20 protein-coding genes are annotated in these 16,624 nt (G+C 45.4%); 7 read left to right on the plus strand and 13 right to left on the minus strand.

Annotated elements, in window-relative coordinates:
• Positions 1-24: 24 nt before the first annotated feature.
• From nusB to glyA, 6 genes are all read right to left on the minus strand, one after another.
• The gene (gene nusB / locus RDK53_RS08115; protein ID WP_066595238.1) at positions 25-486 is read right to left on the minus strand and encodes a transcription antitermination factor NusB; all 462 of its coding nucleotides are present in this window, start codon (positions 484-486) and stop codon (positions 25-27) included.
• 19 nt (positions 487-505) lie between these two features.
• Positions 506-991: a 6,7-dimethyl-8-ribityllumazine synthase gene (ribH, locus tag RDK53_RS08120; protein ID WP_308514103.1), complete on the minus strand. Its 486-nt coding sequence runs from the start codon at positions 989-991 to the stop codon at positions 506-508.
• Positions 992-1,097: 106 nt separating this feature from the next.
• A complete protein-coding gene (locus RDK53_RS08125) occupies positions 1,098-1,703 on the minus strand; it encodes a riboflavin synthase (protein ID WP_066595243.1) in 606 nt (201 codons plus the stop codon).
• A gap of 26 nt (positions 1,704-1,729) precedes the next feature.
• The gene (ribD, locus tag RDK53_RS08130; protein WP_308514104.1) at positions 1,730-2,821 is read right to left on the minus strand and encodes a bifunctional diaminohydroxyphosphoribosylaminopyrimidine deaminase/5-amino-6-(5-phosphoribosylamino)uracil reductase RibD; all 1,092 of its coding nucleotides are present in this window, start codon (positions 2,819-2,821) and stop codon (positions 1,730-1,732) included.
• The gene (gene nrdR / locus RDK53_RS08135; RefSeq protein ID WP_308514105.1) at positions 2,818-3,294 is read right to left on the minus strand and encodes a transcriptional regulator NrdR; all 477 of its coding nucleotides are present in this window, start codon (positions 3,292-3,294) and stop codon (positions 2,818-2,820) included. The genes ribD and nrdR overlap by 4 nt, the downstream gene beginning before the upstream one ends.
• Before the next feature lie 14 nt (positions 3,295-3,308).
• Entirely contained in the window at positions 3,309-4,574 is a 1,266-nt protein-coding gene (gene glyA / locus RDK53_RS08140; protein WP_308514106.1) for a serine hydroxymethyltransferase, read from the minus strand.
• Between the two features lie 190 nt (positions 4,575-4,764).
• On the opposite strand from glyA, the gene erpA reads away from it, so the two are divergent.
• The gene (gene erpA / locus RDK53_RS08145) at positions 4,765-5,136 is read left to right on the plus strand and encodes an iron-sulfur cluster insertion protein ErpA (RefSeq protein ID WP_066595251.1); all 372 of its coding nucleotides are present in this window, start codon (positions 4,765-4,767) and stop codon (positions 5,134-5,136) included.
• Between the two features lie 73 nt (positions 5,137-5,209).
• Here the strand turns inward: erpA and RDK53_RS08150 are convergent, their stop codons facing one another.
• Together RDK53_RS08150 and RDK53_RS08155 are read right to left on the minus strand one after the other, a co-directional pair.
• Positions 5,210-6,310, minus strand: a complete 1,101-nt coding sequence (locus RDK53_RS08150; RefSeq protein ID WP_308514107.1) for an anhydro-N-acetylmuramic acid kinase — start codon at positions 6,308-6,310, stop codon at positions 5,210-5,212.
• 44 nt (positions 6,311-6,354) lie between these two features.
• The gene (locus tag RDK53_RS08155) at positions 6,355-7,680 is read right to left on the minus strand and encodes a M23 family metallopeptidase (protein WP_308514108.1); all 1,326 of its coding nucleotides are present in this window, start codon (positions 7,678-7,680) and stop codon (positions 6,355-6,357) included.
• 196 nt (positions 7,681-7,876) lie between these two features.
• Between RDK53_RS08155 and tyrS the strand changes: the two genes are divergently transcribed.
• Genes tyrS through RDK53_RS08170 form a run of 3 tightly spaced genes read left to right on the plus strand, consistent with a single transcriptional unit; the run spans position 7,877 to position 10,243 of the window.
• Complete coding sequence (gene tyrS, locus RDK53_RS08160; protein ID WP_308514109.1) at positions 7,877-9,127, plus strand: tyrosine--tRNA ligase; 1,251 nt, start codon at positions 7,877-7,879, stop codon at positions 9,125-9,127.
• A 1-nt stretch (position 9,128) separates the two neighbouring features.
• Complete coding sequence (dtd, locus tag RDK53_RS08165) at positions 9,129-9,578, plus strand: D-aminoacyl-tRNA deacylase (protein WP_308514110.1); 450 nt, start codon at positions 9,129-9,131, stop codon at positions 9,576-9,578.
• 11 nt (positions 9,579-9,589) lie between these two features.
• Positions 9,590-10,243: a YbhB/YbcL family Raf kinase inhibitor-like protein gene (locus tag RDK53_RS08170; protein WP_308514111.1), complete on the plus strand. Its 654-nt coding sequence runs from the start codon at positions 9,590-9,592 to the stop codon at positions 10,241-10,243.
• A 62-nt stretch (positions 10,244-10,305) separates the two neighbouring features.
• Here the strand turns inward: RDK53_RS08170 and argC are convergent, their stop codons facing one another.
• From argC to hemG, 3 genes are all read right to left on the minus strand, one after another.
• A complete protein-coding gene (gene argC, locus RDK53_RS08175; RefSeq protein WP_308514112.1) occupies positions 10,306-11,364 on the minus strand; it encodes an N-acetyl-gamma-glutamyl-phosphate reductase in 1,059 nt (352 codons plus the stop codon).
• 133 nt (positions 11,365-11,497) lie between these two features.
• On the minus strand, positions 11,498-13,195 hold the full coding sequence (locus RDK53_RS08180; RefSeq protein ID WP_308514113.1) for an AMP-binding protein: 1,698 nt from the start codon (positions 13,193-13,195) through the stop codon (positions 11,498-11,500).
• A 78-nt stretch (positions 13,196-13,273) separates the two neighbouring features.
• Complete coding sequence (gene hemG, locus RDK53_RS08185) at positions 13,274-13,819, minus strand: menaquinone-dependent protoporphyrinogen IX dehydrogenase (protein WP_066595264.1); 546 nt, start codon at positions 13,817-13,819, stop codon at positions 13,274-13,276.
• Positions 13,820-14,041: 222 nt separating this feature from the next.
• On the opposite strand from hemG, the gene infA reads away from it, so the two are divergent.
• Positions 14,042-14,305 carry a translation initiation factor IF-1 gene (gene infA, locus RDK53_RS08190; RefSeq protein WP_308514114.1) on the plus strand — a complete coding sequence of 88 codons (264 nt, stop codon included), beginning with the start codon at positions 14,042-14,044 and terminating at the stop codon, positions 14,303-14,305.
• Positions 14,306-14,433: 128 nt separating this feature from the next.
• On the opposite strand, the gene RDK53_RS08195 is transcribed toward infA, so the two are convergent.
• Both RDK53_RS08195 and RDK53_RS08200 read right to left on the minus strand, forming a co-directional pair.
• On the minus strand, positions 14,434-14,907 hold the full coding sequence (locus RDK53_RS08195) for a YjiG family protein (RefSeq protein ID WP_308514115.1): 474 nt from the start codon (positions 14,905-14,907) through the stop codon (positions 14,434-14,436).
• Positions 14,900-15,595, minus strand: a complete 696-nt coding sequence (locus RDK53_RS08200; RefSeq protein WP_308514116.1) for a nucleoside recognition domain-containing protein — start codon at positions 15,593-15,595, stop codon at positions 14,900-14,902. Before RDK53_RS08200 ends, RDK53_RS08195 begins: the two co-directional genes overlap by 8 nt.
• Positions 15,596-15,790: 195 nt before the next feature.
• Here RDK53_RS08200 and RDK53_RS08205 point away from each other — a divergent pair, with 195 nt between their 5' ends.
• Positions 15,791-16,024, plus strand: a complete 234-nt coding sequence (locus RDK53_RS08205; RefSeq protein ID WP_308514117.1) for a hypothetical protein — start codon at positions 15,791-15,793, stop codon at positions 16,022-16,024.
• 274 nt (positions 16,025-16,298) lie between these two features.
• The gene (locus RDK53_RS08210) at positions 16,299-16,547 is read left to right on the plus strand and encodes a hypothetical protein (protein ID WP_308514118.1); all 249 of its coding nucleotides are present in this window, start codon (positions 16,299-16,301) and stop codon (positions 16,545-16,547) included.
• Positions 16,548-16,624: the final 77 nt, after the last annotated feature.

Genomic DNA, 16,624 nt, shown 5'->3' on the forward strand with positions numbered 1-16,624 from the left:
GAACTTCGTCTGCATCTGCCGGCATTATCTAGCTTCGTGCGGACGAAGTTCCGGAACCAATTTATCCAGAACGCCGTTGACATAACGGAAACCGTCCGTACCGCCAAAGCTCTTAGCAAGCTCGACACCTTCGTTAATGACAACACGATAAGGTGTAGTGGTATGCTTCAACTCATAGGTACCAATCAAAAGAATAGCTCTTTCGACCGGAGAAAGGCTCTTGGTTTCGCGATCCAAATGTTTTTGGTAAACCTCTTCAAGTCCGGCAAAGTCTTCAACGGCACCGTGAAACAATTCGCGATAAAAATCAGAATCGGTTTCAGAGAAACCTTCCATCTCGTAAATGTTGAGATCGATACCGTCCGGATCATTTCCGGTTAAAAGCCATTGATAAATGCCTTGAAGAGCAAACTCTCTTGCACGTCTGCGTGCACTTCTGCCGCCGCGTTTCTTGGCAACAGGAGAGTCAGATTGCTGTGATGCCATCTTCGTTATTCCTTGTTTACTACTCGGCTTGTCCGTAGCCAAGCAGTTTGTCAGTTCTTACTTTTAAGTTACCCATTTCTACGGCAACATTAGCAGCGTCCGTACCTTTTTCTACAACTCTTGCTTTTGCCTGTTCTTCGTTTTCAACAGTCAGAATGCAGTTAGCAATAGAAATGGCTTCGGCGCCAATCATGTCGGTAATGCCTCTGGAGGATTCGTTAGCAACTAATTCGAAATGATAAGTTTCGCCTCTGATAACACAGCCAATTGCGACCATGGCTTCCAATTCTGTGGATTCGTAAAGCTGGTAAAGTGCAAACGGGATCTCGAGAGCGCCGGGAACTGTCACGACAGTGATGTTTTCTTCCTTAACTCCAAGCTTCTTCAATTGAGCAAGACAAGCTTCGAGCATGGCGTTGCAGGCCCACTCGTTAAATCTTGCAACAACGATACCGACCCTTAATGCGCTTCCGTCTTTATTTGGTTCAATGAAATTAATAGCCACAACTGACTCCTAGAAAAGAGATTTTTTGATTCTAACAAAGCGGTGCTTAGAAGGTATCTTCTTCGCACCTTCTTAAGCACCCAGAATATTTAATTTTTAAAAATAATTAGCAATGTGACAATGAGTACATACGCTCAATGTAGCGAGCCACGGTATCAACCTCAACATTAACAAGGTCACGCTTCTTGGTGTACTTGAAAGAAGTGTGTTCAAAAGTATGAGGAATCAAGTTAATGGAAACTCTTGTTCCGGCAGGAGTATCTTCAACAGAATTAATTGTCAAAGAGACGCCGTTGATGGTGATTGATCCTTTGTATGCCAGGAATTTTGCGAGCTTCATCGGGCATCTGACAACCAAATGCCAAGATTCCGCCTTCTGTTCCATCACTTCAACTTCGCCGACACCGTCAACATGGCCGCTGACGATATGGCCGTCAAGGCGATCGCCGAGTCTCATGGCTTTCTCAAGGTTTACGTAGCCCCAGCCGTCAAGACCGGCGGTCTTCTCTAAGGACTCGGCCGAAACGTCAACTTTGAATCGTTTTTCATCGACCTCAACTACGGTCATGCATGCGCCGTTGATAGCGATAGAGTCTCCGATCTTCACACTGTCGAGTCCCAAATCCGGAGCTTCTACGTGAATTCTCAATCCATCACCAATCTCTTCGTTGTCACGAATTCGGCCGACAGCCTGAATAATTCCTGTAAACATCTTCTTCCTTTCTAAAGTTAATCTTCTTATTTTAACGGTCTAAGCTGAAATCTGACATCTTCGCCGACTTTCTGCATCGATTTGAATTCCAGTTGAGGGACTTCCTCCAAATTATGAAACGACGGCAAACGGAAAGCACGCATTCCCCCTCCCAAAAGCTTAGGAGCCATGTAAATCAGATACTCGTCAATAAGACCTAGTTCAGTCAAAGCACCGTTTAATTTCGGGCCCGCTTCAACATGAATCTCATTGATTTCGCGCCTAGCAAGTTCTTTGATCAAAGCCTGTAAGTCTACTTTGCCGTCCGGAGCCGGTAGTTCCAGAACCTCAACACCCATGTCGTCGAACACTTGAGCACGGACTATATCGTACCTAGCACATACTAAAAGCACAGGCCCCGTCTCAAAAATCCTAAGCTCAGGATTAAGCGTTAAATGAGAATCAACTATGACTCTCAAAGGCTGTCTCTGAACATCAGGGAGTCTTACGTTCAACTGCGGATTATCAACTGCAACAGTGCTTGAACCCGTCAAGATGGCGCCTGCACGAGCTCTCCACATCTGCCCGTCTTCTCGGGCAAGTTTGCCGGTAATCCATTTACTTTGGCCATTGCTTAACGCAATGTCGCCGTCCAAACTCATTGCAATTTTGCTTCGGACGAAAGGAAGCCCGGTTCTCATCCGTTTTAAGAAACCGATGTTCATTTCTTCGGCCTCTTCTGCACAAATACCGGATTCAACCTGCACACCATTCTCTTCGAGCATCTTTAAGCCTCTTCCCGCAACGGCAGGATTCGGGTCTTTCAAAGCTGCAACTACGCGCCCGACTTTGGCGTTAATTAACGCCAAAGCACAGGGAGGAGTCCGTCCATAATGCGAACAAGGTTCCAACGAGACATAGACCGTTGCTCCTTCAACGCTCTCGCCTCTGGATTGAGCGTCTCGAAGCGCCATTACTTCAGCGTGAGCCTCCCCCGTTTTCTGGGTGAATCCCTCGCCGATAATTTTGCGGTCTTTTACAATCACACAGCCGACGGCCGGATTCGGAGGGCAGTTCGGGAGGGCGTTTTCAGCAAGAGCTAACGCCCTCTTCATGAAACTGATATCAGAAAAACTCATTTGCTTTTCTCCCTTTCGAGAACGTCTCCGAGTTTTTTCAAAGCCTCAGTGAAGTCCTCAGGCTTGGAGTAATTGAAGTAGACTGAAGCAAAGCGAAGATAAGCGACCGAGTCGAGTTTTCTTAACTCGCTCATCACCAACTTTCCGACTTCCTTGGTCGAAATTTCTTTCTCTTTTCTCAGCTTCAGGTTTCTCTCGATCCTATCAATCGCCTCTTCAAGAAGGTCTGCTTTAACCGGTCTTTTCCTTAGAGCCAATTGCATTGAATTTCTCAACTTTTCTTGGCTGTAAGGCACTCGGGTCAAACCGTCTTTTTTAATTAAGACGGGAATGCACAAAGCAACCTTCTCGTAGGTCGTAAATCTGCTGTCACATTTAGGACACTTGCGTCTTCTTCGAACGGTTGTTCCCTCATCGCTAGTTCGGGAATCAATCACCTGAGTATCCTCGTACCCGCAGTATGGACAATTCATCACTCTCTCGACTTCTATGGTTCTCTGTAGACCGGGAAGCGAGCAACAAGGCTCTGCACTCTTTCTTTAACGTTCTTCAGTACCGCCTCGTCGTGAGGAGCATCTAAAACGTCGGCAATTAAGGAAGCAATTTCACGTGCTTCTTCTTCCTTCATGCCTCTTGTTGTCATAGCAGGGGAACCGATTCTGATGCCGCTCGTGACAAATGGTTTTTGCGGATCATTAGGAATGGAGTTTTTATTTACGGTAATACCGACATCGTGAAGAACGGTTTCTGCTTCTTTACCGGTAATGTTCTTTGAACGGAGGTCAACCAACATGACATGGCTTTGAGTTCCGCCGGAAACAATTCGCAATCCTCTCTTCTGCAATTCATCGGCGAAGACAGCTGCGTTTTTGATAACCTGCTTTTGATATTCCTTGTATTCAGGCTGCAAGGCTTCATGCAAGGCGATGGCCTTACCGGCAATGACGTGCATTAACGGACCACCCTGAATACCCGGGAACATAGCAGTATTAATTTGTTTTTCCAATTCCGGCTTGCAGAAAATCATGCCGCCTCTTGGCCCTCTCAATGTCTTGTGAGTTGTAGTTGTGACAATATCGGCATAAGGGAAAGGAGAAGGGTAAACACCGGCTGCAATCAAGCCGGCGTAGTGCGCCATATCCACCATGAAATAAGCGCCAACTTTCTTAGCAATTTCTGCAAAGCGCTTGAAGTCGATATGCAATGAATAAGCAGAGGCGCCGGCAATGATGAGTTTCGGCTTATGTTCGAGAGCCAGCTTTTCCAAAGCGTCGTAGTCGATAGCTTCTTTTTCATTCAGACCATAACTGACGGCGTTGAACCACTTGCCGGACATGTTAAGTTTCATGCCGTGGGAAAGGTGACCGCCTTCTGCCAAGGACATTCCCATGACGGTGTCGCCGGGATTAAGCAATGCAAAAAACACTCCCATATTGGCCTGTGCACCGGAGTGAGGCTGTACATTCACAGCCATTTCAACGCCGCATGGTTCGCAGAAAAGCTTCTTAGCGCGTTCTTTAGCCAGTGTTTCAACTTCGTCAACGTATTCACAACCGCCGTAATATCTTTTTCCGGGGTAGCCCTCAGCATACTTATTTGTCAGAATACTGCCCTGTGCCTGAAGAACGGCAGGGGATGTGTAGTTTTCGGATGCGATCAGTTCAATCTGTTCTTCCTGTCGCTGGCTTTCTCTTTGGATGCTTGCCCATACTTCTGGATCAGTCTTTTCGATGGTGTTGTCCTTACTAAACACGGTTACCCTCCGGAATTGTTAAAGATAGTCACCAAATTATAGTGGTGACATGGGACAATCTCAGCTTCTTCCGAGAGTTATGTACAGAATTCCGAGAAAAGATTGTTATTTTTTGAATATTCTTTCTTTTTTACCTTGACGACTTCCATATAATTATCAACAACTAATTATCTTTTAAGGAATAAAAGAAATGGCAGATAATACTCAAACAAACGCTGAAGAAATCAAGCTTCCGGATCCAATCATTTTTACTGATGCTGCCAGCCTCAAAGTTAAAGAATTGATTGAAGAAGAAGGAAACCCTGATCTGAAATTAAGAGTTTTCGTCCAAGGCGGCGGATGCTCCGGTTTCCAATATGGCTTCACATTCGATGAAGAAATCAACGAAGACGATGCCACAATGGTAAAAAACGGCGTTACATTGCTCATCGACTCTATGAGCTATCAGTATCTTGTCGGCGCTGAAATCGACTACAAGGAAGACTTGGAAGGTGCTCAGTTCGTTATCAAGAACCCGAACGCCACCACAACTTGCAGCTGCGGCTCCAGCTTCTCCGTATAGTAGAGTTCAGAATTCACTTCAATCCCGTTCAATACACGTTGGACGGGATTTTTCTTTGCTTCCCCGGCTCTCTCTAGTGCGGATAAAGAGCTCCCAGAATTCTCGGTCCTTTTGCTCCCGTAACAGACGGCAAGTTGCCGGGCAATCTTTCCACGAATTGCTTTGCCAGCCATGCAAATGCCGCACCTTCAACATCTTGTGTACTAAGTCCAAGAATATCCGTTGGCTGTACGATTTTACCCGGCAGATACTTTTGCAAGTATTCCATTAAGAGCGGATTTCTGGCGCCTCCTCCGCAGGTAAAAACTTCCTTAGTCTCCGGCTGATATTTTTCGATGTCTTTTGCCACCGCTAACGCCGACAGAGCAGTTAAAGTGTGCTGCACGTCTTCCGGTTTCATTCCGGCACGAAGGTGCTTATTGAGCCATTTGAGGTTAAACAACTCTCGACCCGTACTTTTCGGACAAGATTGGCTGAAGTAAGGCTCCGAACTGTAAAGATAGCTGAGCCAACCTTCATCTAAGACCCCGGTTCTAGCCCATTTAGCATCTTTGTCATACGTAAAGCCTAAATTCTCTTTAACCCAAGCATCTAAAAGGATATTAGCCGGTCCGCAGTCAAAACCGAAAGTCTTCTCTTCTTCCCCTCTTCTTCTCAGGAAAGTGACATTGGCAATGCCTCCGAAATTTACAATTGCTCGAGGCTCATCAGAAGCAAAAACAGATGCATGAAAAGCCGGTACAAGCGGAGCGCCCTGTCCTCCCGCTGCAATATCCCGATTTCGAAAATCGATGATCGTGTCAATTTGCGTTAGTTCCGCCAGCAAAGCGCCGTTGATAAGCTGAGTTGTGGCTCCGTTTTGCGGGTTATGGCGGACGGTCTGTCCATGAGCCCCAATCGCTATTATATGGGACGCAGACAAGTCCAAATCTTTCAGAAGAGCATGACAAGTCTCGGCGTAGATTTGTGCCAACTGATTGCCGGCAATTTGGCTGCGATTAATTTCATCCGGACCGGAAAAGCAAAGTGACAGCAAGAGCGTGCGCAGCTCTTCCGAGAGGTTCATTGACTTAGAACCGAGAACTTCAAGCCCCGTGTTCGATTCGAACCGTACGGCTACGGCATCCACTCCGTCCAGACTGGTGCCCGACATCATCCCGATATAAATGCTCATAAAAAACGAGACCTCCAAACGGAGGCCTTTATTAACTTTGACTCTTACTCTATAGAAACTGAAGAATTGGTGTTATGCGCCAAATGGAATTTTCCCAAGAGTGCCAGCTGACGTTTAATAGGAGAAATAGCCAAGTCGAACTCTTGCTTCACGGCTCCTTTGAGAGGCTCGCCCGTACGCAGATCAGCAGTCAAAGGATTAATCTGCTGTCCGTTGTGCTTAAGCTCATAGTGGAGATGAGAACCGGTAACCATTCCTGTTCTTCCCACGTAGCCGATGAGCTGACCTTTCTTAACTTGAACTCCTTCCTTCATACCGGGAGCATACTTGCTCATGTGCGCATAAATTGAAGAGTATCCGGATCCGTGATCAATCTCTAACCAGTAGCCGTAGCCTCTTCTTTGATAGCGCTTGGTAACGATCTTGCCGTCGCTGGAAGCATAAATTGGGGTTCCTGTCGGAGCTGCCAAATCAATTCCCCAGTGAGGACGAAGACGACCAGTCACGGGGTGCTTTCTAACACGGTTGAAAGTTGAAGTTAAACGAGCTTCGCAAGGCATGCGGAGGAATGTTTTTTCAACGCTTTCTCCATCTGCATTGAAGTAGCCTTTAAAGTTATCATTTTCAAACCAGTAGGCTTCAACCGTCTTGTCTTTTCCGAAGAATTCAAGAGCAAGCAGACGTCCCGGGCCTAAATCAGCCCCGTCAAGCTGTCTTCTTTCATAAATAACATTGAAAGAATCGCCGTTAGCAACCTTCTTAACATCAAAGGAGTCGCCCAACTGTTCTTTGACCTGCTTCATAACCCCGGCAGGAATCTTCGCAGACTGAGCGGCACCGTCTAATGTACGTTCTACATAAGCGGAGGCAGCAACCGGCAAAGTCGTAAAAGCGCTGGTCTTGTTTTCATGAACAAACTTTGACTTGCCTGTGTTAGAACGGCTAATCTGAAAATAGGTAATATCTTCAGAAAGTGTGTCAATCGGTTTGAATAATTTAATTGCGATAACTTCACCCTTCGGAGTCAGTCTTGCCTGAATCAATCTTCCGGGGACTAATCTTGCGAAAGGATTTTCTTTAGGTTTGATGGAATTAACGTAACGTTTAAAAGCGTTATCTTTAATTCCTAATCTTTCAAAAATCTTGTTGCTGTTGTCTTTATTTCTAATGACAGTTTCAGCATAAACATGGTCCATCTCTCCGGCCCACTCTTGAATGAGGGCGCCGAGATCCACTTCTCCGGCCTTTTCAACAACTTTAGATGGTTGTGCAGTTTCTGCGGATATAGCCGAATGGGATGAATAAACCGTACAAGCTAAGACTAAACAGCTTGTTCCTAACGCTTTCATCAGCATCTTAAAATTCATCATCACGGCTTATTCACTCACTAACAATTAATAAAAAATAACTCCCTTCCCTAGCCAGCAAATAGTAGACTTTTGTCAGATAAAATTACGGTTCGGATTGGAATAGGCCTGCTTCGAATTGAAGCGTCGCAATTATAGTAAATAATCGTTTTCCAGTCCCTTATAGATTACCTTAGCTTTTTTCAGGATGTTTCCGACAATGACTGATACAGTTCAAGAGAAAAAATTACCGGTCTCTCCTAAAGTCAAGAGCGCCATGGCCTTGATTAAGAGAGGAATTGACACGATGTTAATTGAGGAAGAGTTGGAACAAAAACTCGCCAGATCCGAGCTTACGGGAAAACCCCTGCGCATCAAATTAGGGTTAGATCCAACTGCTCCGGATATCCATATTGGGCACACAGTTGTTTTAAACAAACTTCGTCAATTCCAAGATCTTGGTCACACCGTTATTTTCTTGATCGGTGACTTTACAAGTGCTATCGGCGATCCCTCCGGCAGAAACACGACTCGTCCGCCACTCACACGCGAACAAATCGAAACTAATGCTAAGACTTATTTAGATCAGGCAACTTTGGTTTTGGATAAAAGCAAGACTGAGGTTCGATACAACTCCGAATGGACAAACAAACTCGGTGCCGACGGACTCATTAAATTAGCATCCCGCTACACCTTGGCTCGTCTTTTGGAGCGTGATGATTTTGCTAAGCGCTATGCAGAAAATGCCCCTATCGCCATGCATGAACTCATCTATCCATTGATGCAAGGTTATGACTCCGTTGCCTTGGAATCCGATGTTGAGCTTGGCGGTTCCGATCAGAGATTCAATCTTTTAGTCGGCCGTGAACTCCAGCGCCAATACGGTCAGGAACCGCAATGCATCATCACAATGCCTCTTCTTGTCGGTCTTGACGGCGTCAACAAGATGAGTAAGTCCAAACATAACTACATCGGCATTACCGACGAACCGAATGAAATGTTCGGCAAGATGATGTCTGTCTCCGATGATTTGATGTGGAATTGGTACGATCTTCTTTCTTTGAGAAGCAACGAAGAAATCGCTCAGTTCAAGAAAGAATGCGAAGAAGGCAGAAACCCCAGAGACATCAAAGTCCTCTTAGCCAAGGAAATCGTTGAACGCTTCCACAGCAAAGAAGCTGCTGATGCCGCAGAACAAGAATTTATCAACCGCTTCAAGAAAGGCGCCGCTCCGGCCGACATGCCGGAAGTAACCGTCACAACCGATGCGGATGAAACCTCTTTAGCCAAAGTGCTTAAAGAAGCCGGTTTGGTCCCGACTTCTTCCGAAGGCTACAGAAATATTGAACAAGGCGGCGTACACATTAACGGTGAAAAGATTGCCGACAAGACCTACAAACTTAAACCCGGTCAGTACACCGTTCAGGTAGGCAAGCGCAAATGGGCCAAAATCACTTTGACTAAGGCCTAAGATGATTGCCCTTCTTCAGCGCGTGCTGGAAAGCAGCGTCAAAGTTGACGGCCAAACCACGGGAAGCATTGGAAAAGGCCTGCTTCTTCTTGTCTGCGCACAAAAGGGCGATACTGCGGCAAATGCTAAAGCACTTGCGCAGAAAGTCCTTAAATTCCGAGTCTTCGAAGACGAAGCCGGCAAGATGAATTTAAGTGCTCTTGATACAAAAGCAGAAATTCTCGTGGTTTCTCAGTTCACGTTAGCCGCCGACACAAACAGCGGCAACCGTGCGAGCTTTACTCCCGCTGCCGAACCGGCCTTGGCAAAGGAACTCTATGATCTCTTTACTGAAGAGGTCAGAGCTTCCGGATTAAAGACAGAAACTGGAATTTTTGGTGCAGACATGAAAGTTTCTCTGATCAACGACGGTCCCGTAACTTTCTGGCTGCAGATTCCAAAAAACAAATAATGGGAGACAAAATGGAAAGTATTTTTAGAGTTTGGAGCGATTCCTTCCCTGATGGGCAGAGAATCCCTGAAGGTTTCGCCTTTGCCAAAATTTCTAGCACTCCCGGCGAACACACCGTACCCGCAGGCAACCGGAATCCGCAAATCGCTTGGTCTAACGCACCTGCAGGTACTAAGTCGTTAATCCTTCTTTGCACGGATCACGATGTCCCTGCCGATTTTTCATCGGCGAATAAAGAAGGTTGCACTATTCCGGCAGATGCCCCGAGAACAGACTTCCACCACTGGATTTTGGTTGACATCTCTCCTGAGGAGTCCTGCATCGATCCAGGGACATTGTCCAAGGGGTTCGTTCCACACGGAAAGAAAGGGCCGGCTTGCGCAAATGGGATGCGGCAAGGTCTTAATGACTATACCCAAGCCTTTGCCGATGATCCGGAGATGAGAGGCAAGTATTACGGATACGACGGTCCATGTCCTCCGTGGAATGATCTGCGCCCGCACGGCTATGTCTTTACGGTCTATGCCGTAGACTTTCCACTTTTACCATTGTCCGGTCCCTTCACAGCGGAAGACGTCCTCGAAGTCATGAAAGGCCACATCCTTGCCGCCGGCTCCGTTACCGGAATGTATTCTTTGAATCCGGAAGTGGCTCACAAGCTTTAAGAAAAGAAATTGTTCAAAAAAGCCGAGCAATATTGTCTCGGCTTTTTTGTGTCTGCACAAGATTAAGGAGCCAGAGCTATCTGTTCTAATCCGGTTGTTTCCGGCAATCCAAACAGAATATTCATTGCTTGAACTGCTTGGCCTGAAGAGCCTTTTACCAAGTTGTCTTCAACAACAAGGACAACCAATAAGTTCGGTTCTTTACGGTAAAGAGCAATACGAACGTAGTTAGAGCCTCTTACCATGCGTGTCTCAGGCAACGCCCCCTTAGGCATCACATCAACAAACGGTTCGTTAGCGTAGCGTTCTTCATAGAGCTTTTGAAAATCTTGCTCCATGCCCTTCTCGGTCAGTTGGACATAAATAGTGGAAAAGATTCCGCGAATCGTCGGAAGTAAGTGGGGAATAAAGGTCAAAGAGACTTTTTCGCCGGCGAATTCACTTAACTGCTGAACAATCTCAGGAGAATGGCGGTGACCGCCTACTCCATAAGCCTTAAAGTTATCCGTTGCTTCTGCACAGAGCAAATTAACGGCTGCTTTTCTTCCTGCCCCGCTGATGCCGGATTTACTGTCGGCAATGATTGTTTGTTTAATATCAACTATATTGCCGACTTTCTTGTGAAGTTCAAGCAAAGGCAGCAATCCTAATTGGATGGAAGTCGGATAGCAGCCTGCCATGCCCAATACCATTGCGTCTTTCATTTTGTCGCGCATGGTTTCGGGTTGCCCGTAAACGGCTTTTTTCAAAATATCCGGACAAGTGTGCTCCATCTTGTACCACTTCTTAAACTCTTCCGTATCCTTGAGTCTGAAATCAGCTGCCAAATCGATGACCTTCACTCCGTTTTTGGTCAGCTCTTCAGCCATGGACATAGCAACCCCATGCGGTGTGGCAAAAAATACGACATCACATTCTTTAAGAGGTGCTTCCCTCGGATCCTGGAAAACTAAGTCAACTCTTCCTCGAAGAGAGGGATACATATCTTCAACGCGGGTCCCAGCTTCTCCTCGGCTGGTGATGGTGACAATTTCTGCGTTCGGATGTTGCGTCAAGAGTCTGAGCAACTCAATGCCTGTGTAACCGCTTCCGCCGACGATACCGACTTTAATTTTCTTCATTTTTGTTTACCGAATAAGTTAGAGAGGATTTCAAATTGAGGACTGCCAAGAAATAAGTGTGAAGCAGCCTGGCCTTTTTTGCAAAAAATCCCGGGAAAACCTTGAGCCTCCCGGGATCTCGTTTAGAAGAATTTTACTTCTGAACAATGCCTTTTAATTCTCTTCTGAGAATCTTTCCTACAGGTGTCTTAGGAATTGAATCCACGAAGACGATTTCTTTCGGCATCTTGTAACCGGTCAGATTCTGGCGGCAATAAGCAATAACCTGTTCCTTAGTCAAAGAAGGATCCTGCTTAACAATGACAGCCTTAACCATTTCACCGGATTTTTCGCTTGGTACGCCGACAACGCCGCATTCAAGCACGCCGGGCATGCCTTGAAGGACAGATTCAATTTCGTTCGGATAAACGTTAAATCCGGAAACAAGAATCATGTCTTTCTGACGGTCCGTAATCGTAATTCGACCGTTGGAATCCATATTACCGATATCGCCTGTTCGCAGCCAGCCGTCGCGAATAGTAGCGGCGGTTTCATCCGGTCTGTTCCAGTACCCTTTCATAACCTGCGGACCGCGAACGCAAATCTCACCGGTATGTTCTTGAATCTCGTTAGGTGTTGTCCAAGTTCCCAAATCTCTAAATCCCTCACCGCGGATAGAGACTTCAGTTGATGGGAATGGAAAGCCGACAGAGCCGTTCCATGGTGTGTACATCGGATTAGCAGATACGCCCGGAGAAGCTTCGGTTAAGCCATAAGCTTCAATAATATGACCTTTTGTTGAGTCAAACCACGCTTCAGCTACCGGCTTCTGAACCTGAGTTCCGCCGCCGACGGTTAACTTCAGCATTGAGAAGTCAAGATTCTTGAATTCCGGCACTCGCAGAAGACCGTTAAATAAGGTGTTGACGCCGCAGATAACGGTAAATTTGTTCTTTGCCCATTCTTTGACTAATCCCTTCATGTCTCGCGGATTAGTGATGAGAACGCACTTGGCACCCCATTGAAGGAAACTGCACATCGCGGTTAAGGAGAAAATGTGATAGAGCGGAAGAGCGACCATCACAACTTCTTCTCTCTTCTTAAATTCTTTGGAGATCCAGATTCCGGTCTGCATCATGTTGGCCAGCACATTGCGGTGTGTCAGCATGGCGCCTTTAGAGACGCCTGTAGTCCCGCCGGTGTACTGAAGGAAGGCAACATCGTCAGATTTAATTTCAACCGGTTTATATCCTTTGGAAGCCCCGATGCTCAAAGCCTGGTTGAATTCCACCGCATCCGGAAGGTTAAACGGAGGAATCATCTTCTTAATGTTCTTCAGAACAAAGTTGATGATTTGTTTTTTCGGGAAAGATAAAAGGTCACCAACCTTGGTAGTAACGACATGCTTAACAGGACTGTCGGAAGCAATTTTTTCGAAAGTCTTAGCGAAGTTCTCGATGATGACAAGAACTTTAGCACCGGAGTCTTTTAAGGTGCCGTTTAACTCTCTGGCTGTATAGAGCGGATTGACATTAACAACAATCATTCCGGCTTTCAAAATACCGAACAAAGTGACAGGATACTGCATCAGATTCGGCATCATGACGGCAACTCTGTCACCTTTTTCGACTCCTTCTAAGCTCTGAAGATAAGCTGCAAAAGCAGAACTTTTTTCATCGAGCTCTTTATAAGACATAGTGCAGCCGAAATTTTGAAATGCAGGGGTATTGCCATACTCTTCAGCAATTTTTTCTTCAAAATCGGGCAAAGAAGAATAAATATCGGGATTGATCGTCGCCGGTACCCCTTCAGGATAGTTTTTGATCCAAGGGAACTCTTTTTGTTCTGTCATATCAAATCCAAAAATAAAAACGAAAACTCATTAAATTAAAAACCTTTGGCTTTTTCAGGCACAAAGGTTTCTCTTCTTCTACGACTGTTCTGCCAATTTACCGATATGCTCAGCATATCTCTTGACATCGTCCCAATCCGTAAAGTCAATACACATTGTCGGATCTGTCGGCCCATTAGTAATCTTCATAATGAGCTGAATACATTTCTTATCAAAGAAATTGAGATTCGGATAGTCAATCTTGCCGGCAAAGCACTTCAGATCTTTAGGACGCCAAGGAGAGCGCGTCAAAAAGTTCTGCATGTATCTATTGCCTTCAACCGTTGCTTTAAACGGAGAGCGTGCAACTACAGTCACGTTAAACATCGCATTCGGTTTTCTGTCCAGACGGGTGCAGTTATTTCGGACAAATTCATAAACGTTCGGGTGGTAAGTGCCGTAGAGGACTGGGAAGCCGCAAAGCACAAAATCGTATTTGTCCCAATCTACTCCTTCCAAAAGCGCCTCGCTAACGGGCATTACCGTCACGTTGTGACCCATTTCTTTCAAATGGTCTTCTATAGTTCTGACCATCCTTGCGGTATGACCTTTACGAGAGTAGTAGACAATCAATATATTTTTCATTTAATTCTCCGAAAGGGAGCGATGTTTCGTCAGCTAAAAGAAAACTGAATCAGCTAATAATAAGCCGTCATCCGCAGTTTTTCTTCAATTTCCAATCAACAATTTTAGCAAGAATGTTTTTTTTGAGCTCTCCAATTCTTAAAAAGAGTAAAAGTGTGCAGGAATCAAGCATTTGTGGAGTACAATCCACTAACTTTATTTATAGGACTACAAGCTTAATTTATGGCAAAAGAAGATTTACTTGAAATGATTGGTGTCATCACGGAAGTTCTCCCTGATGCTCGTTATCGTGTGACACTTGAAAATGGTCACGAACTCATCGGTTATGCAAACGGTAAGATGAGAAAACACCACATCCGTATCCTTGCCGGCGACAAAGTAGCTGTAGAAATGTCCCCATATGATTTGACTAAAGGCCGAATCACTTACCGCTATATTGAAGGCCGTCCGCAATCAATAACTTCTGCTACTTCTAAGAAGAAATAAGATTCTCTTAGAAAGCGAATCGACAAAAGCCTGCCGTTTGTGAGCAGGCTTTTTTCATATGAAAAAAGCCTTACGGAAAATTGAATCCGTAAGGCGTATTAACAGGAAATGAAAGGAAAGGAAAACTACTAGACAATAAACCGCATAATCAACATACCGATGACAGACATCAAAATGCTGTTAAGCATAAGAAGCGGCCAATACTTTTTAGGCACTTCAGCAACGCCTAACAGACGGCCCATGTACTGAATCTGGGAAGCCATCAACAGAAGAGCCGGAGACATAATAGTGATGGCGGTACCGTCCAAAGTCCCGGAAGCAAGCAAGCTCGCGGCAACACCGACACCGGCACCGCAGGACAACCAAGTGGCGCAAAGTACGGTAATTGCTTGACCGGGGAGATCAAAGATACCCATAACGGGACCGCAAACCTTGCCTAAAAAGGCCATAACACCGAATAAATCTAAGATGTAGGCCAATACGAAAGCCATTAAAACATTGGGCAGGAGGTTGTTAATAGCAACGTTGAACCCTTTTCTCAATCCGACGATAAAAATATCAAACGGATTCTTTGTCTGGACTGTTGGCATTGCGTTACTCATTTTGGAAATCCTTCTTATAGAAAGTTGTAAGACAAATTCTGACAAAGACACCGCCGACAAATTTCAGGCAGAACATCACAACAAGCGGAATCCAGACAGGGACAAGGAAGGCAAAGAACAAAGCGGAAGCGATAGAGAAGTAGTTGTTAACCAACCCTGCACCGGCGTACTGCCATGCACTCATCACAACCAAATTCTTCTTATCGATCTTGCCGGTATCCAACAAACCTTTTGTTAAAGCAGCCCCGGCATCAGTACTTTGCAAGTCAGTAATCAAAGCCAAACCGGTAACGCCGGGAACGCCAAGAATAGGCTTGAGCAGAGGCGTCATCAATTTTTGAGCAGCTTTTAAGGCTCCGTAGTAAGAAAGAACTTCCAGAAGGCCTAACGCGAGCATCACACCCGGCACCAAAGAGAGAGCAAAAAGGAAACCGGCACGAGCACTCACGCCGCCGCTGCCGACAAAGGAGGAAGCTCCGGAAATAGAGCCAAATTTGCCGATCAACGTTGTGAAGTCAAATGCTCCTAGCCAGCGATAGGCTTCAGGCATTTTGTAGAAAACTCCTGAAAAGAAACAGACCGCAAAAAAGAGAGAAACGTATGCGCCGACTCCGACTTTTTCTTCTTCCAAAGTGGCTTGTTCCTGTTGTTCAGGCACTTGGGGAGTTGAAAGAACATTAGAAACCATTTGATAAACCTGTAAAGATTTGTTAATCACAAATTCATTATATTTGTAAATAATTTGTAATTTTTAATTTTTATTTAAGTATCAACCCTGATATAGGAAACGATTATTTAGTTTTTGATCTATTTGTTAATTTTTATGTCATTATAAATATGTAGTTGATAACCCTAATTGATTTCTGAATATCAGGAGAAAATCATGCAAGTCCTCATTAATGAAACTGGTGAAAGACGCTCTCTCAACATGATTGACTGGATGGACGAGAAAGACTATTCAGAAGCTCTGACCATGGCTGTTTCCAGCCCCGGCACCTTCGTCTTTGACCCGGAGCAAAATCTTTATTGCTGCTCAAGAGCCACCTGGGAGTGGTGGAGAAGTTTCCTCTCTGGCCACACCCGTTATCCAGAAGCTAAAGCCGCTCTCTCTGCTTAAGCTTCATACTGATTAAGCCAGCCTCGGCTGAAGTTCTCTCTCTTCGGCCGAGCTCGTTTCGTCTTTTAGCATTTTTGTACTGACGCTCTTACGAGCTATTTCAACCACAACAAACAAACCATATCTCAACGCAAACCAACTTCATTTTTCCTTCAAGGAGCAACAGATAACAAGGCATTAAAGACTTCGTTATTTCGATTTTTATGCCGATTTTGAATGTTTTAAATTAGGCCGTTACTGGAAAACTTCTAATCTGTACCAGTCTTATGGGGGAGTGAATATCGGACTTATGCTGATGCTTGTTCTAAGCCTAATGCCAGCCGGATACCTCCAGCTTTGGGACGTATTCAGCAACGGTTACTGGCACGCTAGAAGTGTGGAATTCACAAATTCCGGACTTCTTTCCTTCTTCGGCTACTTCAGAATGCCGGGCGACTTAGTCTTCATTTTCTTCGGAGCTATCCCATTCTTTGTGGCGAGCTGGAAGGTCTGGAAAGGCAACGCTCGAACTTCTACAAACTAGTTTTTTTCGTCAAAATCAAACGGTCCGAACATTTCTGCTGGACCGTTGGATTTGACGTTCTGTCAAAAATCAACCGG

Source organism: uncultured Turicimonas sp., from assembly GCF_902477955.1.
Taxonomy (GTDB): Bacteria; Pseudomonadota; Gammaproteobacteria; order Burkholderiales; family Burkholderiaceae_F; genus Turicimonas.